Raw genomic sequence first — 20,944 nt, 5'->3', positions numbered from 1 at the left:
AGACACGTTCTCCGAAGAAGAGCGTTGCGCCTTCCCCCTCTGGGGGAAGGCTGGGATGGGGGCACGCACACCAACCACATCACATCAGTTCCGCACCGGCTTACCCGTATTCAACATCCCCAGAATCCGCTCTTGCGTTTTCGGATGCACGATCAGCGAGCAGAACGCCCGGCGCTCCAGGGTCATCAGGTACTCCTCGCTCACCAGCGTGCCAGGCTCGACGTCGCCTCCCGTCACCACATTCGCGATCAGCGACGCAATGTGGAAGTCGTGCTGGCTGATGAAGCCACCGTCGCGCATGTTCACCAGGCTGCCCAGAATGGTCGCCTTGCCATCGCGCCCCGCCACCGGGAACAAGCGCTTGTGTGGCGCGCGGTACCCACCGTTGAACAAACCCTTCGCCTCGTTGATCGCCACAAACAGCAACTCGTCCTTGTGCGGCACGATCACGTCCGAGTGCAACACGTAGCCCAACTGCCGCGACTCCAATGCAGAAGTCCCCACTTTGGCCATCGCCGCAGCGGTGAACCCTTCGGTCAAAAACGGCAGCAAGTCCTTGCCCGTCGAGGTCTCGGCGTTCTCGGCCGCGCGGCGCGCGATATACGTCAGGCCACCAGCACCCGGCACCAGGCCCACGCCGACTTCCACCAGGCCGATGTAGCTTTCCATGTGCACCACGCGGCGCGCGCTGTGCACCGCCAGCTCACAGCCCCCACCCAATGCCAACCCGCGCACGGCAGACACCACCGGCACGTTCGCATAGCGCAGGCGCAGCATGGTCTGCTGCATGAAGCCTTCGGCGTCTTCGATCGCGCTCACGCCCACGGCCATGAAGGCCGGCAGCATGGCTTGCAGGTCGGCGCCGGCGCTGAAGGGCTCGTCGCCCGACCAGATCACCAGGCCCTGGTACTCCTTCTCGGCCAGGTCCACGGCAGCCATCAGGCCCTCGCACACTTCGGGGCTGATGGCGTGCATCTTGGTCTTGATGCTGGCGATCAGCACCTGCTCATCGAGCGACCACACCCGGATCGAATCGTTCTCCTCGATCGTCGTGCCCGCCGTCTCGAACTTCGGACCGGCTTCGCCCAACAGCAGTTCGGGGAAGTGCTGGCGCTGGTACACCGGCAACTGCAAGCGGCCTTCGAACGTGCCCTTGCTAGGATTCCACGAACCTTGCGCGGTGTGCACCCCACCGGCCTCGGCCACCGGGCCCTTGAACACCCACTCGGGCAGCGGCGCTTTCGACAAGGCCTTGCCCGCGTCGATGTCTTCCTGCACCATCTTCGCCACCTCGAGCCAGCCGGCTTCCTGCCAGAGCTCGAACGGGCCTTGCTTCATGCCGAAGCCCCAGCGCATGGCCTGGTCAACGTCGCGCGCGGTCTCGGCGATGGTGGCCAGGTGCACGGCCGCGTAGTGGAAGCTGTTGCGCAGAATGGCCCAGAGGAACTGGCCTTGCGGGCCTTCGCTGTTGCGCAGCAGCTTCAGGCGCTCGGCGGCCGGGCGCTTGAGCATGCGGCCGTACACCTCGTCGGCCTTCTCGCCACCGGGCACGTAATCTTCGCTGGCGAGGTCGAATCGCAGAATGTCGCGCCCCACCTTCTTGTAGAAACCCGCACCGCTCTTCTGGCCAAGGTTCTTCAACTCCAGCAGCTTGGCCAGCACCGGCGGCGTGCCGAAGCTGCCGTAGAACGGGTCGGTTTCCTTGTTCAGGTTGTCCTGCAAGGTCTTGACCACATGGGCCATGGTGTCCAGGCCCACCACGTCGGCGGTGCGGAAGGTGCCGCTGCTCGCACGGCCCAGGCGTTTGCCGGTCAGGTCGTCCACCACGTCGACCGTCAGGCCGAAGTTCTCCACCTCCTTCATCGTCGCCAGCATGCCGGCGATGCCGATGCGGTTGGCGACGAAGTTGGGCGTGTCCTTGGCGCGCACCACGCCCTTGCCCAGGCCGCTGGTGACGAAGGTCTCCAGGTCGTTGAGGATCTGCGGCTCGGTGGTCGGCGTGGCGATCAGCTCCACCAGCGTCATGTAGCGCGGCGGGTTGAAGAAGTGGATGCCGCAGAAGCGCGGCTTGATTGCCTCGGGCAGCGCTTCGCTGAGCTTTGTGATCGACAGGCCCGAGGTGTTGGACGCGACGATGGTGTGCTCGGCGATGAAGGGCGCGATCTTGCTGTAGAGATCGAGCTTCCAGTCCATGCGCTCGGCGATGGCCTCGATGATGAGGTCGCAGTCGCGCAACTGCTCCATGTGCTCTTCGTAGTTGGCCTGCCCGATCAGATCGGCATCGGCCGCCGCACCCAGCGGCGAGGGCTTGAGTTTCTTCAGACCCTCCACCGCGCGCGTGACGATGCCGTTCTTCGGACCATCCTTCGCGGGCAGGTCGAACAGCACCACCGGCACCTTGACGTTGACCAGGTGCGCGGCGATCTGCGCACCCATCACGCCTGCGCCGAGCACGGCGACTTTCTTCACTTGAAATCGGTTCATTGGTTTTCCATGAAATTGGCAGGCTCGGGATTACTCGACGCGAAGCCAGACCTGGGTGCGGTAGAACGGGCCGATGTAGCCGCGCATTTCCAGCTTCTTGCCATCTTCGACCGGCTTGAGGCGCGTGCGGTACGTCTTGCCGTTGTTCGGGTCGACGATCTCGCCGCCCTCGTAGAGAGCCTTGTCGTCGGCACTCTGCTTGAGGTTGCGCAGGATGGTCATGCCCAGCACGGGCTTGTCCTTGCGGTCGTCGGTGCACTTGTCGCACACCGCGTCCTGCTTCGTGGCGGGGTCGAGCAGCTTCTCGATGGTGCCGCTGTAGACACCATTGGTTTCCTTGATGCGCACCAGGGACTTTTCCTTCTTCGTGTCATCGTCGACGGTCTTCCACAGACCCACCGGCGACATCTGCGCGAGCGCCTGACCCGCAAAAACGAGAAGCGAAGCAGCAAGCGTTGTCTTGATCATCGAAGTCTCCTGGTGGTTGTAGGAAAGCGCTGGTTTACGCCAGAGCCGCGTCGGTGTCCATCAGCGATTTGCTGCCCGCACGCGCGGTGCGCATCAGGGTCGCGGTCTCGGGGAACAGCTTGGCGAAGTAGAAACGCGCGGTCTGCAGTTTGGCCATGTAGAACGGGTCGGTGTTGCCGGCCGCGATTTCGCGCAGCGCCACCTGCGCCATGCGGGCCCAGAAGTAGCCGAACACCAGGTGGCCGGCCACGCGCAGGTAGTCCACCGCGGCAGCGCCCACTTCATCGGGGTTCTGCAGGCCCTTGAAACCGATCTCGGTGGTGAACTTGGTGATCTGCTCGCCCAGCACGGCCAACGGGTTGATGAACTCGGCCATCTTCTCGTTGACGCCCTCTTCCATCACCAGCGCGCCCACCAGCTTGCCGAACTTCTTGAGCGTGGCGCCGTTGTTGCCCAGCACCTTGCGGCCCAGCAGGTCCAGGCTCTGGATCGTGTTGGTGCCTTCGTAGATCATGTTGATGCGGGCATCGCGCACGTACTGCTCCATGCCCCATTCCTTGATGTAGCCGTGGCCGCCGAACACCTGCTGGCATTGGGTGGTGGCGTTGTAGCCGTTGTCGGTCAGGAAGGCCTTGGTGATGGGCGTGAGCAGCGACAGCATGTCGTCGCTGTCCTTGCGCACCTTCTCGTCCGGGTGGTGGTGCACTTTTTCCAGCAGCACCGAGCAGAACATGGCCAGCGCGCGGCCACCTTCGGCATAGGCCTTGGCGGTGAGCAGCATGCGGCGCACGTCGGGGTGCACGATGATCGGATCGGCCGGCTTGTCCTTGGCCTTGGTGCCGCTGAGCGAGCGGCCCTGCACACGGTCTTTCGCGTAGGCCAGTGCGTTCTGGTAGGCCACTTCGGTCAGACCCAGCGACTGGTTGCCCACGCCCAGGCGCGCGGCGTTCATCATCACGAACATGGCCTGCATGCCCTTGTTGGGCTGGCCCACGAGCGTACCGATGGCGCCGTCGATGACGATCTGCGCGGTGGCGTTGCCGTGGATGCCCATCTTGTGTTCCAGGCCGCCGCAATAGATGCCATTGCGCGCGCCCAGCGTGCCGTCGGCCTTGGCGTTGAACTTGGGCACGGCGAAGAGGCTGATGCCCTTGGTGCCGGGTGGCGAATCGGGCAGGCGCGCCAGCACCAGGTGAACGATGTTCTCGGCCATGTCGTGTTCACCGGCGCTGATGAAAATCTTGTTGCCGGTGATCCTGTAGGTGCCGTCGGCCTGCGGTTCGGCCTTGGTGCGCATGAGGCCCAGGTCGGTGCCGCAGTGCGGTTCGGTGAGGCACATGGTGCCGGTCCATTCGCCGCTGGTCATCTTGGGCAGGTAGGTCTTTTTCTGCTCGTCGGTGCCGTAGGTGTGCAGCGCGGCATAGGCGCCGTGCGTGAGGCCGGGGTACATGGTCCAGGCCTGGTTGGCCGAGTTCATCATTTCGTAGAAGCACTGGTTCACCACCAGCGGCAGGCCCTGGCCACCGAATTCGGGGTCGCACGACAGCGCGGCCCAGCCGCCTTCGATGTACGTTTTGTACGCGTCCTTGAAGCCGGTGGGGGTCTTGACTTCGTGCGTGGTCTTGTCGAGCGTGCAGCCTTCGGTGTCGCCGCCGATGTTGAGCGGGAACAGCACCTCGGAGGCGAACTTGCCGGCTTCTTCGAGCACCGCGTTGATGGTGTCGGCGTCGACTTCGGCGTGCTGCGGCATGCCCTTGAAATCGTCGGTGACCTTGAGCACTTCGTGCATCACAAACTGCATGTCTCGCAGGGGTGGGTTGTAAACGGGCATCGGAAACTCCTGTGCTGGGTTTGTGAAGAAGGGAAGAAAGGGATTCAGCCGCGCGGCTTGCGCGTGGCAGCAGAGGTTTTGGCGGGCGTTCCTTCGGCAGGCCATCGGCTGTTGCGCTCGACGATGCTGTCAAAGGCCCGCAAGGCGCGGCGCACCGAGTCGGGGCTGCGCAGGAAGCGCGCTTCGTAGTGCAAGGCCAGAATCTGCGCGTGGATCTCGAATGCCATCTGGGGTGCGTCGGTGTCGGCGTCGAGGTGGCCTTCTTCGATCGCGATCTCTACCGCACGGCGCATGGCGCTGAGCCAGGTGTTGACCGAACTCGCGAGCGCATCGCGCACCGGGCCGGGCCGGTCGTCGAACTCGACCGCGCCGCTGATGTAGAGGCAGCCCGAGTCGATCTCGACCGAGGTGCGCTTCATCCAGTTGTCGAACAGCGCGCGCAGGCGCGGCAGGCCGCGTGGCGCGTCCATGGCGGGGTAGAACACCTCGTCCTCAAACCGCGTGTGGTACTCGCGCACCACGGAAATCTGCAGTTCCTCGCGCGAGCCGAAGTGCGCGAACACGCCGGACTTGCTCATCTGCATGACCTCGGCGAGCGCGCCGATGGACAAACCCTCCAGGCCGATCTGCGTGGCCAGGCCGAGCGCGGCGTCGACGATGGCGGCCTTGGTCTGCTGCCCCTTCTGCAGCAGTCCGGGCGCGGCCGCGCGCCGCACGGCGGGGGTGGCTGGCTTGTCGCGTTGTGGCGCTGCGCTCATGCGGGTCGGTCCTGGTTGAAGAGAGGTCAAAAAAAACACGCCGCCCGAAGAATCGAACGGTCGTGCTATTTTTACCGCAAAACCAGAGGCCCGTGCGGATCACCGGGCAGTTTGTGTCCGCTTTGTTAGGGGCTGCGCCCTAATTGCTCAGGGCCGGTTGACGGGCAGCAACAGCGCGAGGCTGTGTTCCAGGCTTTCGCTGGGGGAACGTTTGAAGCCACTGCGTGCGAAGCGCTGCAGGCGCCCGACGCAGAAGGCGGTGATGACCGAGGCGTCGGCCTGGGCGTCGACCGTGGGCGTGGCGGCGCCGGTCAGCACCGAGGTCTCGCGCAGGTTCTGCCGCAGCGCCGATTCGATCTTGTCGAAGAACAGGTTCATGCGCTGCTGCAGGCGCTCGTTCTCGAACACGAGCGCGTCGCCGACCATCACGCGCGTCATGCCGGGGTTCTTTTCGCCGAACTGCAGCAGCAGGGTGATGATCTTGCGCGAGCGCAGGTTGGCGTCGGGCTCGCGTTCGCCGAGCTGGTTGATCAGGCCAAACACCGACTGCTCGATGAATTCGATCAGGCCCTCGAACATCTGGGCCTTGCTGGCGAAATGGCGGTACAAAGCGGCCTCGCTCACTTCCAGGCGCGCCGCCAGGGCGGCGGTGGTGATGCGCTCGGCCCCGGGCTGTTCGAGCATGGTGGCCAGCGCCTGCAGGATCTGCACCCGGCGCTCGCCGGGCTTGGGCCGCTTGCGTGTCGCGCCATCGGCCTGCGCCGCCGCTTCGATAGCCTGGGCCGCTTCGAAGGCGGCATCGTCGGCCGGGGAGGGGGAGTCGGGGGCAGTGGAGGTCATGGGCAAGCAGTCCGTCTGGAGTGGGTTGCGGGGGTCTTTTCCCGCGGCCATTCTCGCACAGCGCGAGGCGTCCAAGGGCCCTTGCGGCGCGCCATTCGAGGTCAGTAAGTGACCGCCTCAAAAGTCACCCGCACACGCAGGCCCGGGCCGTGCGCGCCGGTGTCGAACTGCAGCGGGACGCGGTGGGCGCGCGCGATCTCGTTCGCAATGGCCAGGCCCAGACCATTGCCCTCGACCGTCGTGCCCGGCACGCGGTAGAAGCGCTGCAACACGCGTTCGTGCTCGTGCGCGGGAATGCCCGGCCCGTCGTCTTCCACCTCCATCCACGCGCGCACGGTATCGATTTCGCCGATCGTCACAGGCTCTTCGCCACAGCGCACCGTGATGCGCCCACCCACGGGCGTGTACTTGACGGCGTTGTCCACCAGGTTGAGCAGCAACTCGCGCAGCAGCCACGCGTGGCCGAGCGTCTGGGCCGGCTGGACTTCGAGGCCGAGGTCGATGTGCTTGCGCCCGGCCGCGTCCAGATAGAGCGAGAGCATGTTCTCGCACAGCTCCATCAGGTCCACCCGGTGCATGGGCTGGGCATCAGCGCTGACGGCGTCGGCGCGCGACAGCGCCAACAACTGGCTGGCCAGCTGGGACGTGCGTCGCGTGGCGTCGCGCAGGCGCCGGACCTGATCGACACGCAGTCCGATGGACTCATCCCCGCCCATGCCGCGCGTGGCCTGGGCCCAGGCCTCCACCTGCGCCTGCAGGCCGGCCAGCGGCGTGCGCAGCTGGTGCGCGGCATCGGCCACGAAGCGGCGCTGCGCCTCGCTCTGGGCATTGACGAGCTTGAACAGGCGGTTGAGCGACACCACGAGGGGCAAGACTTCGCCGGGAATCTTGTCGGTGCTCAGCGGGCTCAGGTCGCGCGGCGAGCGGTTTTCCACCGCATCCTTGAGGTCGATCAGCGGCCGCAAGGTGCGCGCCACGCCCCAGGTGACGACGGCGGCGGCCACGGCGAACAACATCAGGTTGGGGAACAGCACACGCAGCAGCACGTTGCCCAGCCAGTGCTGGCGCACGTCGGAGCCGTCGGCGAGCATGACGATGAGTTCGCCCATGTCCGTCGTCACACGCTGGGCCACCACGCGGTAGGTGGTGCCGGCCTCGACCACATTGAAGAACTCGGCGTCCTGCGTGGCGGGCAGGACGGTGGGCAACCAGCGCTCGCCCATGATGTGGCCGCCGCGCGCGTCAAACACACCAAAAGCGCGCAGCCCAGGCCATTCGGACAGGAACTCCTCCACCGGCGGCGCCAGCAGCATGGCCATGCCGGGCCCTTCGATGGCCTCGCTCAGGCCTGCGATGGCCCGCCCCGCGTCGCCTTCGGTCACGCTGGTCACGACGATCGAATCGGCCAGCAGCGGCACCAGTTTGTGCAGGCGCTGGTCCTGCTGCAGCGCGGCGGTGCCCGCGGTCTGGTAGTGCACCAGCACACTGACCGTGCCGATCACGCTCAGCGTGAAGAGCAGCATGACCAGCAGCCTGCGCTGCAAGCCCCAGATCATGCCGCGCGATGCCGTGGACTTAGGGTGCGGCGACATGACCGGGTGGGTCGGTCAGTTCGAGCCGGTAGCCAAAGCCCCGGATCGCGCGCAGGCTGATGCCGGAGGGTTCGAGCTTGGCGCGCAGACGCGAGACGTAGACCTCGATGGCATTGGGCGTGATTTCCTTGTCCCAGCCGGTCAGGGCCTGCAGCAGCTTGTCCTTGGCGGCGGGCTTGGGCACCTGCATGAGCAGGTACTCGAGCACGGTCCATTCGCGCGGGCCCAGCTCCACGGGTTGGCCGGCCAAGGTGACGCGGCGGTTCGCGGTGTCCATCTCCAGCGGGCCAAAACCCAGCACCGCCGAAGTGGCGGCCTGCGAGCGGCGCAGCAGCGCGCGCATGCGCGCCAGCAGCTCGGGCAGTTCGAAGGGCTTGATCATGTAGTCGTCGGCGCCGATGTCCAGACCCTGCACGCGGTCGTGCAAGGCATCGCGCGCGGTGAGGATCAGCACGGGCATCTTCGAGCCGTTGGTGCGCAGCTGGCGCGTGAGCACCAGGCCGTCCATGGCAGGCAGGCCGATGTCGACGATGGCGAGGTCGAAGCTGTCGCTTTCCAGGGCCTGCAGCGCGCGCTCGGCGCTGCCCACCCAGTCCACGGTGTAGCCGGCGTTGGTGAGCCCCAGCTTGATGCCGCTGGCCACCATCACGTCGTCTTCAACGAGGAGCAACCGCATCTAGAGATTCCCCCCGCCGTGCTTCGCGCGTTCCCCCTGAGGGGGACGCACCCTGGAACCGGCGAAGCCGGATCCTCGGGAGCCCTGGAGCAGCTTGCTCGCTCCGGAACCGGGGGCGTTGTGGCTCATGATTTGATCATCGTGCCGAAGGGCTCGTTGCCGAGCACTTCGAGCAGCAGCGCGTGCGGCACGCGCCCGTCGATGATGTGCACCGCGTGCACGCCGCTCTTGGCCGCGTCCAGCGCGCCGGCGATCTTGGGGATCATGCCGCCGGAGATGGTGCCGTCGTTCACCAGCTCGTCGATGCGGCGCGGCGTGAGTTCGGTCAGCAGTTGCCCTTCCTTGTCGAGCACGCCGCGGATGTTGGTGAGCATGAGCAGCTTCTCGGCCTGCAGCACGGTGGCGAGTTTGGCGGCCACCACGTCGGCGTTGATGTTGTAGCTCTCGTTGTGCTCGCCAAAGCCGATCGGGCTGACGACGGGGATGAACTGGTCGTCCTGCAGGGCCTTCACCACGGCTGCATCGATGCTCACGATGTCGCCCACCTGGCCCACGTCGTGTTCCAGGTTCGGGTCTTTCTGGTCGGTCATGCGCAGCTTGCGCGCGCGGATCATGGCGCCGTCGCGGCCGGTCAGGCCCACCGCCTTGCCACCGGCCTGGTTGATGAGGCCCACGATGTCCTGCTGCACCTCGCCAGCCAGCACCCACTCCACCACCTCCATGGTTTCGGGATCGGTCACGCGCATGCCCTGGATGAACTGGCCCTGTTTGCCCAGACGCTTGAGCAGGGTCTCGATCTGCGGCCCGCCGCCGTGCACCACCACCGGGTTGATGCCCACCAGCTTGAGCAGCACCACGTCTTCGGCGAAGTCCTGCTGCAGCGCCGGGTCGGTCATGGCGTTGCCGCCGTACTTGATGACCATCGTCTTGCCGTGGTACTTGCGGATGTACGGCAGCGCCTGCGCAAGGATTTCGGCCTTGTCGCGCGGGGCGAGGGAGGTGATGTCGGCGGGCGTGGTCATGCGGCGGTTCCTAGGATGCGGTCAAAAGCGGAATTCTAGGGCCGACGCATGACGCGCCCCGCCCTCAGAAATGGATTCCGCGCATCATCTGCTGCATCGCGACGGCTTCGGCCGACAACTGCGATTTCGCGCCCTTCTCACCCTTGGCCGCCGACGAGTCGGGGAACATGCGAAAACTCGTGTTCATCACGATCTGCGCCACACGCGGCACCAGCGCGTGCATCACCTGGCCGGTGATGCCCAGGCGCGTGGCGATGCGCACCGGCTTGAAGATGCAGGCCTGCGCGATCATGTCGGCCGCCTCTTCGGGCGCCAGCGTGGGCACGTTCTTGTAGATCTGGGTCGGCGCGATCATGGGTGTGCGCACCAGAGGCATGTTGATGGTGGTGAAGGTGATGCCCTGGTCGGCGAACTCGCTGGAGGCGCAGCGCGTCCACGCGTCCAGCGCCGACTTGCTCGCCACGTAGGCCGAGAAACGCGGCGCGTTGGTGAGCACGCCGATGGAGCTGATGTTGACCACGTGGCCCTTCTTCTTGGCCACCATGCCGGGCAGAAAGCCCATGGTCACGCGCAGGCAACCGAAGTAGTTGAGCTGCATGGTGCGCTCGAAATCGTGGAAGCGGTCGTAGCTGCCTTCGATGGCGCGGCGGATCGAGCGGCCGGCGTTGTTGATGAGGAAATCGACACCGCCGTGGTTCTGGATCAGCAGTTGCACGAACCGATCGGCATCGGCCATGTCGGCGATGTCGGCCGCGTAGGCGATGAACTGGTAGCCCTTGTCCTTGGCTTCCTTGCAGGCCTCGTCGAGTTTGTCCTGGTCGCGCCCGCAGATGATGGTGACCGCGCCGGCTTCGGCAAACTTGTGCGCCGCCGCCAGGCCGATGCCCGAGCTGCCGCCGGTGACCAGCACCACTTTGCCGGCGACCGTGCCTTTCAGGCTGCGGTCGATGTGCAGGTCGGGGTCGAGGTGGCGCTCCCAGTAGTCCCAGAGCCGCCAGGCGTAGTCCTTGAAGTTGGGGCAGGCGATGCCACTGCCCTTGAGCGCTGCCAGCGTGTCGCGGCAGTCGAAGCGCGTGGGGTAGTTGACGAAGGTCATCATGTCCTCGGGCAAGCCGAGGTCCTGCATGACGGCCTTGTAGACGCGGCGCACCGGCGCGAGCGCCATCAGGCCCTTCTTCACGCTCTTGGGGATGAAGCCCATCAGCGCGGCGTTGACGAACAGGTTCATCTTCGGCGCATGCGCGGCCTTGCTCAGGATGTCGAGCACGTCACCCACGCGGTAGCCCATGGGGTCCACCAGGTGGAAGCACGAACCGCTGCTGCGTTTCTGGTGGCTGATGTGGTCGAGCGCGTCGACCACGAAGTCCACCGGCACGATGTTGATGCGTCCGCCTTCCAGGCCCACGCTGGGCATCCAGGGCGGCAGGATCTGGCGCATGCGCTGGATCAGCTTGAAGAAGTAGTACGGGCCGTCGACCTTGTCCATCTCGCCGGTGCGCGAGTCGCCCACCACGGCGGCCGGGCGGTACACGCTCCACGGCACCTTGCATTCCTGGCGCACGATCTTTTCGCTCTCGTGCTTGGTCATGAAGTACGGGTGCTCGTAGTTCTCCGCCTCGTCGAACATGTCTTCGCGGAACACGCCTTCGTACAGGCCGGCAGCGGCAATCGACGACACGTGGTGGAAGTGGCCCGCGCCGATCGCCTTGGCGAACTCCACCGTGTTGCGCGTGCCGTCCACGTTCACCGCGATCTGGCTTTCTTCGTCGGCCTCGAGGTCGTACACGGCGGCGAGGTGGAAGAAGTGATCGATCTGGCCCTTGAGCGCCTTCACCTCGTCGGCCGACACGCCGAGCTTTTTCGACGTGAGGTCACCAAACACCGGCACCGCGCGCGCCGCGCCCACGCCCCAGACTTCGCGCAGCCCGGCCACCTTGCCCTCGCTCTCCTGGCGGATCAGGAAGTGCACCACCGACCCTTTGCGCTGCAGCAGCTTGGCCACCAGACGTTTGCCGATGAAGCCGGTGGCACCTGTGACGAAGTACTGCATGAAGGATCTCCTGAAATTTGATGTTGGGCAGGGAGCGCAAAGAGCGTCCGGCATTCTTGACCAGGAAGGCTGCCGCCGCCTTCCGCAAAAACCCGCGTGAGGCGCCGCCCACAGCGGGGCGCGTTTAGTCGCGCGCCCCTACACAGGCGGGGCGCACGGCCCGTACAGTGCCCAGACGTTTGGACGGCATGCCCGCCCTGCCCCGCTTTCGCAACCACCACAGGAGCATCCCCATGGTCAAGAAAATCCAGAAAACCGACAGCGCCAAAACCACCGCTGCCGGCTTCAACTCCCCACTGTCGGGCGCCATCAAGGACTCCGCGCAACAGATCTGGCTGGCCGGCCTGGGCGCATTCTCCAAGGCGCAGGAAGAAGGCGGCAAGGCCTTCGAATCGCTCGTGAAGGAAGGCCTGACGATTCAGCGCAAGACACAGGCCGTGGCCGAAGAGCGCATCAGCGAAGCCACCAACCGCGTGAGCAGCATGGCCACCGACATCTCCTCCAAGGCCCAGGGCCAGTGGGACAAGCTGGAGAACATCTTCGAAGAGCGCGTGGCCAAGGCCTTGAACAAGCTGGGCGTGCCCTCCGCGCGCGACGTGGACGCGCTGATCGAACGCATCGACGCGCTGAACCAGCACGTGCAAAGCCTGACCGGAAAGGCACCTGCAAAAACCGCCGCGAAGAAAGCGGCACCCGCCAAGAAGACCGCGGCACGCAAGAGCACACGATGACCGCGGGCCGCGGCGCATCACAAGAAACAGGGGCGCTTGACGCCCCTTTTTTGCGCCCGCCGCGCATGCTGCAACGCAACACGATCACCGGTTTCGCCGGTCTACACTCAAACGCATGACGACGTCTCGCAAAGCCACTCCTCGCAGCACCGCACAGAAGGCACGCCGTCCCCGCATCGCGCTGGCATTGGCTGGTGGCGGGCCGCTCGGCGCCATCTACGAAATCGGCGCGCTGTGCGCCCTGGACGATGGCCTGCAGGGCCTGGACCTCAATGCCTGCGAGCACTATGTCGGCGTGTCCGCCGGCGGCTTCATCGCCGCGGGTCTGGCCAATGGCATCCGCCCGCGCCAGCTCTGCGAGGCCTTCATTGAAGACCACCTGGGCGACGACAACTTCGATCCGTCGTGGTTGCTCAAGCCGGCGTGGGGTGAGTTCGGCGCCCGGCTGCAACGCTTGCCGGGCCTGATCGGCGGTGCGCTGTGGGCCTGGGGCGCGCAAGGCAAGCGCTTCACCACCGCCTTCGAGCGCGTGGGGGCGGCGCTGCCCACCGGCGTGCTCGACAACGAAGGTATCCACGAACAACTCGCGCGCCTGTTCAGCCAACCGGGGCGCAGCAACGATTTTCGCCAACTGCGCACGCGCCTCACGCTCGTGGCCACCCAGCTCGACACCGGCGACGCGGCCCCGTTCGGCCGCCCCGGCTGGGACCACGTGCCGATCTCGCGCGCCATCCAGGCCAGCGCGGCATTGCCGGGCCTGTTCCCGCCGGTGGAAATTGGCGGCCATCACTACGTCGACGGCGCGCTCAAGAAAACCCTGCACGCCACCGTGGCGCTGGACGAAGGCACCGACCTGCTGTTGTGCCTGAACCCGCTGGTGCCCTTTCACACCAACCCCAGCCTGCACGATGGCCGCCGCATCCCTTCGCTGGTGGAAGGCGGCCTGCCCGCGGTGATGAGCCAGACCTTCCGCTCGATGATCCACTCGCGCCTGGAACTGGGCATGAAGCACTACGAGCGCGCGTATCCCGACACCGACGTGGTGCTGATCGAACCCGATCAGCGCGACGCCACGCTGTTCTTCGCCAACACCTTCGGCTACCGCCAGCGCCGGGAGATTGCCGAACACGCGTACCAGCAAACACGCCGCATGCTGCTGGACCGCCAGACCACGCTGGCCCCTCAGCTGGCGCGCCATGGCGTGACGCTGAACCTGCGTGCCCTGCGCGACCCCGCGCTGCACCTGCTGGGTCGCACGCCGCGCGCCCGCAGCCCCCTGGGCGCGCGGCTGCACGCCACGCTCGACGACCTGCAGCGGCACCTGGAACGCCAGGCCACGCCCGCCCACAGCCGCTGAGCAGCATGACCAAAAAAGCCCCACGACGCACCGCCGAGCGCATCCTGGAGGTGACGCTGGAGCTGTTCAACCGCTTCGGCGAGCCCAACGTGTCGACCACGCTGATCTCGGCCGAACTCGGCATCAGCCCCGGCAACCTGTACTACCACTACCCGGCCAAGGACGAGCTGATCAACTCGCTGTTCGAGCGCTATGAGCGCGCCCTGGGCGAGCTGTTGAGCGCCAGCGACGGCGTGCGCAATGTGGAGGACGCGTGGTTCTTCCTGCACTCGCTGTTCGAGCTGATCTGGGAATACCGTTTCCTGTACCGCGACCTCAACGATCTGTTGTCGAAGAACCGGCTGCTGGAGACGCGCTTCCAGGCCGTGTTGAAGAACAAGTCGCGCGCGATCCGCCAATTGCTCGACGGCATGGGCCGCAACGGCGCGGTGCGCATCGACGCGCGCGAAACCGAGCCCACCGCCACCAGCATGGTGGTGGTGCTCACCTACTGGTTGAGCTTCGAGTACGTGCGCGACCCGCGCAACGCGCTGGAGCCCGACAACGCACAACAAGCGCTGCTGCGCGGGGCCTGCCACGTGCTCAACCTGCTGGCGCCCTACCTTGAAACCTCACAACGGCAACACCTGATGACGCTCACCGGCGCCTACGGTGCACAAACCTGAACGACCTTCAGCGAGACCCACGCCATGGCCCAATGGACCGCATCCACCCTCACAGGACATGACGACCGGCTGAACATCGAGCGGCTCTCGAGCCTCTGGAGCCGCTTGCACCGGGGCGACGCCGAGCCCTGGCCCGAAGACCCTGCCTTGCAGAACGCGTGGCTGGCGTTTCACAACGGCGAATTCCAGCGCGCGACCGAGGCCGGCCTGGCGTTGGGCGACGCCGGCATGAACGTGGCCAACAAGGCCACCAGCATCTACGCCAACTACCTGGAGCCGCGCGAGCAGGCCCGGCAAGACCTGCTGCTCGAAGCGGCGGCGCGCGCCAAGGCCTTGCAAAAGCGGCACCCGGACAACCCCGGCGCGTGGTTCTGGCAGGCCTACCCCCTGGGCCGCCACATCCAGAGCATCAGCGTGGCCAAGGCCCTCACACAGGGCTTGGGGTCGCGCGTGAAGACGGCGCTGGAGGCTGCCATTGAACGCTGCCCTCAACATGCCGACGCGCACCTGGCCCTGGCCGCCTTCCACGCCGAAGTGATCGACAAGGTGGGCGCCGTGGTCGGGCGCATGACCTATGGCGCCAGCAAGGCCGAGGGCCTGGCGATGTACCAGCAGGCCATGGTCCTCAACCCCGATGCGATCACGACCTTGACGGAGTACGCCAATGGCCTGCTGATGCTGGAGGGCGCGGATGCGATGCCCGAGGCCAGCCGTCTGCTGGACCGCGTGGCGTCGATCGAGCCGCTGGATGAGGCGGAGCGCTTGTGCGCGGCGTCAGCGCGGGTGGTGCTGGAGGAGTGAGGGGGCGTTGACCCACAACCTCAGGCAGAGGCAGCAAGCCCCTCCACCGCCTGGAACAAGGCCTGCCGCGCCTGCACCACGATCTGCGCTTTCCACACATCCGTATCGACATAGAACGCCGCCAACACCTGCCGCTTGATCGCTGCCCGCAACGCGGGCGACGCCTCCGGGTGCAGGTGCTGCCAATGATCGGCGCGCAGCGCATCGATCATCTCGTTGATGCGCAGCGTGCCGTACTCCAGCGCAATCCCGGTGTACTCCGCCTGCGGGCATTCCTCGTAGGCGGCGCACCACATGAGGCCGGTGAGCAAGGACGAGGTGGACGTTCCGTCGTAGATCGACGTGATCGGTGTTTGTCCCCCACCACCCCACCACGCCCGCGCGCGCTCCAAAGCAGCCGCATCGTCCCGGCACGCGAAGATGCGCTCGCCCACACCGCTTTCTCCCAGGCCCGTGTGCAAGTCGATCCACCCCAGGTGCCGCGCCTTCGATCCATGGCGGCGCAACACGGCGCGCAAGGTCTGGTTGCTCCAGGTCGGCGCGGTGCCGCCAAAAAACAAGCCATCGGCAAACGCGTGCTGACCCTGCGTCACCACCGCCTGGTAACGCGCGAGGCCATGCCGATCGATGTACGCCTGGACCGCCGCCACGTTCTCCGGCCCGGGCGGCCACTGCGCGGGCAGCAGCAGGTCGTGCAGTTCCGCATAGGCCGCGTTCACCGGCAGCGGCTGGCTGAAGTCCTGGAAGTTGCGGTTGAGGTCAACGTTCTCGTGCGTCACCCGGCGCAGCCACGAAAAACCGTGCGGGTTGAGCGCGTGGATGTAGAGCACCGCCACACCGGCGGCGCGCGCGTGTTCGCGCCACTCGGCGTCGTGCGCGGCAAACACCTGCACGCCCGAACCGCAGAAACCTTCCGCACCGTGGCAGGCGCTGCTGACGATCAGCAGGCGCTCGGCATCGGGCGGGCCGTCCAGCGCCACGTCCATCGCGAGGGTCTCGCCATCGCGGCCCGGCAGTGGATGGTTGTGGCTGGTGATCGCCATGCCGGCGGCCGCAGCCCCTTCGAGGAAGCGCACCCGAGCCCTCGCATACGAAGGCGAGAAGCCGTCCTGCGGCGCGATCATCGGGCGCTGCCCAGCCACTTCTCGGCCAGGCGCACCCAGAACGTTGCCCCCAGCGGAAGCAGGTCGTCGTTGAAGTCGTAGCTCGGGTTGTGCAGCATGCACGGCCCGCCGCCATGGCCCATCTCGCGGTGCGCGCCATCGCCGTTGCCGATGAAGGCATAACAGCCCGGGCGCTCCTGCAGCATGTAGGCGAAGTCTTCCGCGCCCATGGTGGGCTCCTGGTCCACCACCTGCTCCGCGCCCACGATCTCGGCCAGCACCTCGCGCACGAACGCGGTTTCGGCGGGGTGGTTGATGGTGGGCGGGTAGTTGCGCTTGAACTGGAATTCCACCGTGGCGCCGAATGCCGCGCAGGTGTGCTCGGCGATCTCCTGCATGCGCCGCTCGATCAGGTCGAGCACGTCGTTGGTGAAGGTGCGCACCGTGCCCTGGATCTCGCAACTGTCGGGCACCACGTTGGTGGCTTCGCCGGTGTGGATCATGGTGACCGAGATCACCGCCGCGTCCAGCGGCTTCTTGTTGCGCGTGACGATGGTCTGGAACGCCTGCACCATCTGGCAGGCCACCGGCACCGGGTCGATGCCGTTGTGCGGCAGCGCTGCGTGCGCACCTTTGCCGCGGATGACGATGTGGAACTCGTTGCTCGACGCCATCACCGGCCCCGGGCTCGCGGCGAAGCTGCCCACCGCCATGCCCGGCCAGTTGTGCATGCCGAACACGGCCTCGACCGGGAACTGCTCGAACAGGCCGTCCTTGATCATTTCGCGCGCGCCGCCACCGCCCTCTTCGGCCGGCTGGAAGATCAGGTAGACCGTTCCGTCGAAGTTGCGGTGCTTCGCGAAGTGCTGCGCGGCGGCCAGCAGCATGGCGGTGTGGCCGTCGTGGCCGCAGGCGTGCATCTTGCCCGCGTGCTGGCTGGCGTGGGCGAAGCTGTTGTGCTCCTGCATGGGCAGGGCGTCCATGTCGGCGCGCAGGCCGATCGCGCGCCCGCTCTTGCCGCCATCGCGGCCGTGCACGGTGCCGACCACGCCCGTGGTGCCCAGGCCGCGGTGCACCGGAATGCCCCACTCGGTGAGCTTGGCGGCCACCACGTCGGCGGTGCGCACTTCTTCAAAACAGAGTTCGGGGTGGGCGTGGATGTCGCGCCGCACCGCGGCGATGCCCGCCGCCTGGGTGAGGATGGAGTCGATGAGTTTCATGGGAAAGCCTCTCGGTGCCTGCAAGGCACCTGATTCAAAGCGGTCATGGTACCCAAGGCCACCGCCAGCGGCGACCCCCTGGGCGACACCCCGGCGCCTCGGCGGGGTACTGCCGCCGCCGTGCACGGATACCCGCATGCACAAGCCGGGGCGCACGAATATCATGGTGGCGAACCACGACCGATCCCCCCATGACGCCCACCACCACCAGCCGCGATGTGCGCGGCGCCTGCCCGCACGACTGCCCCGACACCTGCGCTCTGGTCACCCAGGTGGACCACCAGGGCGTGGCCGTGCGCGTCACGGGCAACCCGGCCCACCGCCACACCGACGGCGCGCTGTGCACCAAGGTCTCGCGCTACACCGAACGCACCTACCACCCGCAACGCCTGCTCACGCCGCTCAAGCGCAGCGGCCCCAAAGGCAGCGGCCAGTTCGAGCCGGTCAGTTGGGACGAGGCGCTGGACGACATCGCGCAACGCCTGGGCGCCATCGCCGCGCGCGACCCGCAGGCCATCCTGCCCTACAGCTACGCCGGCACCATGGGCCTGGTGCAAGGCGAGGCCATGGCCGGGCGCTTCTTTCACCGCCTCGGCGCGTCCTTGCTCGACCGCACGATCTGCTCGTCGGCGGGCGGCGAAGCCCTGGTGCAGACGCTGGGCGGCAAGGTCGGCATGAAGGTGGAGCACTTCGCGCAATCGAAGCTGATCCTGATCTGGGGCAGCAACTCGATCGGCAGCAACCTGCATTTCTGGCGCCTGGCGCAGCAGGCCAAGCGCGATGGCGCGCGCCTGGTCTGCATCGACCCGCGCCGCACCGAGACGGCCGACAAATGCCACGAGCACATCGCGCTGCGCCCGGGCACCGACGCCGCGCTGGCCCTGGCGCTGATGCACCAGCTCATCACCCACGACTGGCTGGACCACGGCTACATCGAACGCCACACCCTGGGCTGGGAAGGCCTGCGCGAGCGCGCCCTGCAATGGCCGCCCGAACGCGCGGCCGAGGTCTGCGGCATTCCCGTGCAGCAGATCGTCGACCTCGCGCGCGCCTATGGCACCACGAAGCCGGCCGCCATCCGCCTGAACTACGGCATGCAGCGCGTGCGCGGCGGCGGCAACGCGGTGCGCGCCATCGCCTGCCTGCCCGCGCTGGTGGGCGCGTGGCGCGAACCCGCCGGTGGCCTGCTGCTCTCGGCCTCGGGGTTCTTTCCGGTGCAACGCGCGGCGCTGCAGCGGCCCGACCTGCTGGCCGGGCGGCGCACACGCACGCTCAACATGAGCACCGTCGGCAACGACTTGCTGCGCGAGAGCTCGGCCGAGTTCGGCCCGAAGGTGGAGGCGGTGATCGTCTACAACAGCAACCCGGTGGCGGTCGCGCCCGAGTCGGCCAAGGTGGTGCAAGGCTTCGCGCGCGAGGATCTCTTCACCGTGGTGCTGGAGCACTTCCAGACCGACACGGCCGACCACGCCGACTACGTGCTGCCCGCGACGACGCAGCTCGAACACTGGGACATCCACACCAGCTACGGCCACACCGACGTGCTGCTCAACCGCCCGGCCATCGACCCCGTGGGCCAGGCCCGCAGCAACACCGACATCTTCCGCGCCCTGGCCGCGCGCATGGGCCTGGACGACCCCTGCTTTGCCGACGACGACCTCACGCTGTGCCGCACCGCGTTTGATGGCAAGGCAGTGGACTTTCAACAACTGCTCGACCAAGGCTTTGCCACGCTGAACCTGCCCGAGGCGCCGTTTGCCGACGGCGGCTTTCCGACCACCTCGGGCCGTTGCGAGTTCTTCAGCGCACGGCTCGCGGCGCAGGGCCAGGACGGACTGCCCGACCACCTGCCCAACTTCGAGGCCATCGGCAGCTCGACCCAATTCCCGCTGGCCATGATTTCGCCACCCGCGCGCAACTTTCTCAACTCCAGCTTCGTCAACGTGACCAGCCTGCGCGACATCGAAGGCGAGCCGGTGCTGGAAATCCACGCCGACGACGCCGCGCCGCGCGGCATCCAGAGCGGCCAGATGGTGCGCGTGTTCAACGCACGCGGCGAATACCGCTGCAAGGCCAGCGTGTCCCGGCGCGCGCGCGTGGGTGTGGTCAACGGCCTGGGCATCTGGTGGCGCAAGCTAGGGCCCGATGGCACCAACGTCAACGAAGTCACCAGCCAGCACCTGACCGACATGGGCGGCGGTCCTGTTTTCTACGACTGCCTGGTCGAGGTGGCAGCGGCATGAAACGCGGGCTGCGCCGCATCGCGCTCGCGGCGCTGGTGCTGCTCGGCTCGGGCTGCTCCAGCACCACCGGCGTGGGCTACTACTGGCAGTCGGTCACGGGGCATTTGAAGCTCATGCAGGCGGCGCGCCCCGTGAACGACGTGCTGACCGACGCGAACACGCCGCAGCGCCTGAAGGAGCGGCTCGCACTGGCGCAGCGCATCCGCGCCTTCGCCGCCACCGAGCTGGACCTGCCCGACAACGCCAGCTACCACCGCTACGCCGACCTGCAGCGCCGCGCCGCCGTCTACAACGTGGTGGCCGCGCCCGCGCTCTCGCTCACTCTGCAGACCTGGTGCTTCCCCGTGGCCGGCTGCGTGGGCTACCGCGGTTACTTCGACGAAGGCGATGCCCGCGCCTTCGCGCGCAGCCTGCCCGGCGAGCTGGAGGTGTCGGTCTACCCGGTGCCCGCCTACTCCACGCTGGGCTGGATGAACTGGGCCGGCGGCGATCCGCTGCTCAACACCTTCATCGCGTACCCCGAGGGCGAACTGGCCCGCCTCGTTTTCCACGAGCTCTCGCACCAGGTCGCCTATGCGCAGGGCGACACCGAGTTCAACGAATCCTTCGCCACCACGGTGGAGCGCCTCGGCGGCGCGCGCTGGCTGGCCCGCGAGGCCTCCGAGCAGGCCCGCGCCGAATACGCCACCTTCGACGAGCGCCGCCGCGCCTTTCGCGCCCTCACCCTCACGGTGCGCCGCGAGCTGCAAGCCATCTACCAGGATGCCGCGCTCGACGACACGGCCAAGACCCAACGCAAAGCCATCGCCATGCGCGACTTCCGGCGCGCCTATGCCGACCTCAAACTGCAATGGAGCGGCTATGCCGCCTACGACCCGTATGTCGCCCAGGCCAACAACGCCAGCTTCGCCGCCCAGGCGGCCTACGACGGCCTGGTGCCCGCGTTCGACGCCCTGTTCGAGCGCGAGGGGCGCGACTTCGCGCGGTTCTATGATGCGGTGCGCACGCTGGCGGCGCTGCCCAAGGAAGAACGGCGCGCCCGGTTGAACCAGCTGACCACGATGGTGGCCGGCAGCGCGCGCACGACGCCCTGAAGACGAACC

The 20,944-nt window shown here is 66.9% G+C and carries 17 protein-coding genes; 6 read left to right on the top strand and 11 right to left on the bottom strand.

Features of this window, described 5'->3' with window-relative positions; all coding sequences use genetic code 11:
- Positions 1–84: 84 nt before the first annotated feature.
- From FFS09_RS17545 to FFS09_RS17505, 9 genes are all read right to left on the bottom strand, one after another.
- Positions 85–2,484, bottom strand: coding sequence for a 3-hydroxyacyl-CoA dehydrogenase/enoyl-CoA hydratase family protein (locus FFS09_RS17545; protein WP_137920190.1), 2,400 nt, complete (start codon positions 2,482–2,484; stop codon positions 85–87).
- Between the two features lie 30 nt (positions 2,485–2,514).
- Positions 2,515–2,952, bottom strand: coding sequence for a DUF2147 domain-containing protein (locus FFS09_RS17540; RefSeq protein ID WP_137920189.1), 438 nt, complete (start codon positions 2,950–2,952; stop codon positions 2,515–2,517).
- Positions 2,953–2,986: 34 nt separating this feature from the next.
- The gene (locus FFS09_RS17535; protein WP_137920188.1) at positions 2,987–4,783 is read right to left on the bottom strand and encodes an acyl-CoA dehydrogenase C-terminal domain-containing protein; all 1,797 of its coding nucleotides are present in this window, start codon (positions 4,781–4,783) and stop codon (positions 2,987–2,989) included.
- A 44-nt stretch (positions 4,784–4,827) separates the two neighbouring features.
- Positions 4,828–5,541, bottom strand: a complete 714-nt coding sequence (locus tag FFS09_RS17530) for a TetR/AcrR family transcriptional regulator (protein WP_137920187.1) — start codon at positions 5,539–5,541, stop codon at positions 4,828–4,830.
- 147 nt (positions 5,542–5,688) lie between these two features.
- Complete coding sequence (slmA, locus tag FFS09_RS17525; RefSeq protein WP_137920186.1) at positions 5,689–6,381, bottom strand: nucleoid occlusion factor SlmA; 693 nt, start codon at positions 6,379–6,381, stop codon at positions 5,689–5,691.
- Positions 6,382–6,482: 101 nt separating this feature from the next.
- Entirely contained in the window at positions 6,483–7,973 is a 1,491-nt protein-coding gene (locus FFS09_RS17520; protein ID WP_252374412.1) for an ATP-binding protein, read from the bottom strand.
- A complete protein-coding gene (locus FFS09_RS17515; RefSeq protein ID WP_137920185.1) occupies positions 7,957–8,649 on the bottom strand; it encodes a response regulator in 693 nt (230 codons plus the stop codon). Before FFS09_RS17515 ends, FFS09_RS17520 begins: the two co-directional genes overlap by 17 nt.
- Positions 8,650–8,774: 125 nt before the next feature.
- Positions 8,775–9,671 carry an acetylglutamate kinase gene (gene argB, locus FFS09_RS17510; protein WP_137920184.1) on the bottom strand — a complete coding sequence of 299 codons (897 nt, stop codon included), beginning with the start codon at positions 9,669–9,671 and terminating at the stop codon, positions 8,775–8,777.
- A gap of 64 nt (positions 9,672–9,735) precedes the next feature.
- Complete coding sequence (locus FFS09_RS17505) at positions 9,736–11,721, bottom strand: SDR family oxidoreductase (RefSeq protein ID WP_137920183.1); 1,986 nt, start codon at positions 11,719–11,721, stop codon at positions 9,736–9,738.
- A gap of 233 nt (positions 11,722–11,954) precedes the next feature.
- On the opposite strand from FFS09_RS17505, the gene FFS09_RS17500 reads away from it, so the two are divergent.
- The 4 genes from FFS09_RS17500 to FFS09_RS17485 all read left to right on the top strand — a co-directional run bounded on the left by FFS09_RS17500 (position 11,955) and on the right by FFS09_RS17485 (position 15,275).
- Positions 11,955–12,452 carry a phasin family protein gene (locus FFS09_RS17500; RefSeq protein ID WP_137920182.1) on the top strand — a complete coding sequence of 166 codons (498 nt, stop codon included), beginning with the start codon at positions 11,955–11,957 and terminating at the stop codon, positions 12,450–12,452.
- A 115-nt stretch (positions 12,453–12,567) separates the two neighbouring features.
- Positions 12,568–13,809 (top strand): patatin-like phospholipase family protein, encoded by a 1,242-nt coding sequence (locus tag FFS09_RS17495; RefSeq protein ID WP_137920181.1) that lies wholly within the window; start codon positions 12,568–12,570, stop codon positions 13,807–13,809.
- Positions 13,810–13,814: 5 nt separating this feature from the next.
- Positions 13,815–14,474, top strand: coding sequence for a TetR/AcrR family transcriptional regulator (locus FFS09_RS17490; RefSeq protein WP_137920180.1), 660 nt, complete (start codon positions 13,815–13,817; stop codon positions 14,472–14,474).
- A gap of 24 nt (positions 14,475–14,498) precedes the next feature.
- The gene (locus FFS09_RS17485; RefSeq protein ID WP_137920179.1) at positions 14,499–15,275 is read left to right on the top strand and encodes a hypothetical protein; all 777 of its coding nucleotides are present in this window, start codon (positions 14,499–14,501) and stop codon (positions 15,273–15,275) included.
- 20 nt (positions 15,276–15,295) lie between these two features.
- Here FFS09_RS17485 and FFS09_RS17480 read toward each other — a convergent pair whose 3' ends face one another.
- Positions 15,296–16,399 carry a M14 family metallopeptidase gene (locus FFS09_RS17480; protein ID WP_137920178.1) on the bottom strand — a complete coding sequence of 368 codons (1,104 nt, stop codon included), beginning with the start codon at positions 16,397–16,399 and terminating at the stop codon, positions 15,296–15,298.
- Positions 16,396–17,598, bottom strand: a complete 1,203-nt coding sequence (locus FFS09_RS17475) for a M20 aminoacylase family protein (protein WP_137920177.1) — start codon at positions 17,596–17,598, stop codon at positions 16,396–16,398. Before FFS09_RS17475 ends, FFS09_RS17480 begins: the two co-directional genes overlap by 4 nt.
- A gap of 191 nt (positions 17,599–17,789) precedes the next feature.
- Here FFS09_RS17475 and FFS09_RS17470 point away from each other — a divergent pair, with 191 nt between their 5' ends.
- Together FFS09_RS17470 and FFS09_RS17465 are read left to right on the top strand one after the other, a co-directional pair.
- Positions 17,790–19,841, top strand: a complete 2,052-nt coding sequence (locus FFS09_RS17470) for a molybdopterin-containing oxidoreductase family protein (protein ID WP_137920176.1) — start codon at positions 17,790–17,792, stop codon at positions 19,839–19,841.
- Positions 19,838–20,935 (top strand): aminopeptidase, encoded by a 1,098-nt coding sequence (locus tag FFS09_RS17465; protein ID WP_137920175.1) that lies wholly within the window; start codon positions 19,838–19,840, stop codon positions 20,933–20,935. Before FFS09_RS17470 ends, FFS09_RS17465 begins: the two co-directional genes overlap by 4 nt.
- Positions 20,936–20,944 lie beyond the last annotated feature (9 nt).

Source organism: Hydrogenophaga sp. 2FB (assembly GCF_005503365.1).
In the GTDB taxonomy this organism is placed as follows: Bacteria; Pseudomonadota; Gammaproteobacteria; order Burkholderiales; family Burkholderiaceae_C; genus Hydrogenophaga.
Note: the sequence above shows the minus strand (reverse complement) of the source record. Positions and strands in the feature narration are given on the sequence as shown.

What these genes read in the sequence shown, in the direction of transcription:
- FFS09_RS17545 (WP_137920190.1), bottom strand. Translation starts at nt 2,484, where the DNA reads ATGAACCGATTTCAAGTGAAGAAAGTCGCCGTGCTCGGCGCAGGCGTG.
- FFS09_RS17540 (WP_137920189.1), bottom strand. Translation starts at nt 2,952, where the DNA reads ATGATCAAGACAACGCTTGCTGCTTCGCTTCTCGTTTTTGCGGGTCAG.
- FFS09_RS17535 (WP_137920188.1), bottom strand. Translation starts at nt 4,783, where the DNA reads ATGCCCGTTTACAACCCACCCCTGCGAGACATGCAGTTTGTGATGCAC.
- FFS09_RS17530 (WP_137920187.1), bottom strand. Translation starts at nt 5,541, where the DNA reads ATGAGCGCAGCGCCACAACGCGACAAGCCAGCCACCCCCGCCGTGCGG.
- slmA (WP_137920186.1), bottom strand. Translation starts at nt 6,381, where the DNA reads ATGACCTCCACTGCCCCCGACTCCCCCTCCCCGGCCGACGATGCCGCC.
- FFS09_RS17520 (WP_252374412.1), bottom strand. Translation starts at nt 7,973, where the DNA reads ATGTCGCCGCACCCTAAGTCCACGGCATCGCGCGGCATGATCTGGGGC.
- FFS09_RS17515 (WP_137920185.1), bottom strand. Translation starts at nt 8,649, where the DNA reads ATGCGGTTGCTCCTCGTTGAAGACGACGTGATGGTGGCCAGCGGCATC.
- argB (WP_137920184.1), bottom strand. Translation starts at nt 9,671, where the DNA reads ATGACCACGCCCGCCGACATCACCTCCCTCGCCCCGCGCGACAAGGCC.
- FFS09_RS17505 (WP_137920183.1), bottom strand. Translation starts at nt 11,721, where the DNA reads ATGCAGTACTTCGTCACAGGTGCCACCGGCTTCATCGGCAAACGTCTG.
- FFS09_RS17500 (WP_137920182.1), top strand. Translation starts at nt 11,955, where the DNA reads ATGGTCAAGAAAATCCAGAAAACCGACAGCGCCAAAACCACCGCTGCC.
- FFS09_RS17495 (WP_137920181.1), top strand. Translation starts at nt 12,568, where the DNA reads ATGACGACGTCTCGCAAAGCCACTCCTCGCAGCACCGCACAGAAGGCA.
- FFS09_RS17490 (WP_137920180.1), top strand. Translation starts at nt 13,815, where the DNA reads ATGACCAAAAAAGCCCCACGACGCACCGCCGAGCGCATCCTGGAGGTG.
- FFS09_RS17485 (WP_137920179.1), top strand. Translation starts at nt 14,499, where the DNA reads ATGGCCCAATGGACCGCATCCACCCTCACAGGACATGACGACCGGCTG.
- FFS09_RS17480 (WP_137920178.1), bottom strand. Translation starts at nt 16,399, where the DNA reads ATGATCGCGCCGCAGGACGGCTTCTCGCCTTCGTATGCGAGGGCTCGG.
- FFS09_RS17475 (WP_137920177.1), bottom strand. Translation starts at nt 17,598, where the DNA reads ATGAAACTCATCGACTCCATCCTCACCCAGGCGGCGGGCATCGCCGCG.
- FFS09_RS17470 (WP_137920176.1), top strand. Translation starts at nt 17,790, where the DNA reads ATGACGCCCACCACCACCAGCCGCGATGTGCGCGGCGCCTGCCCGCAC.
- FFS09_RS17465 (WP_137920175.1), top strand. Translation starts at nt 19,838, where the DNA reads ATGAAACGCGGGCTGCGCCGCATCGCGCTCGCGGCGCTGGTGCTGCTC.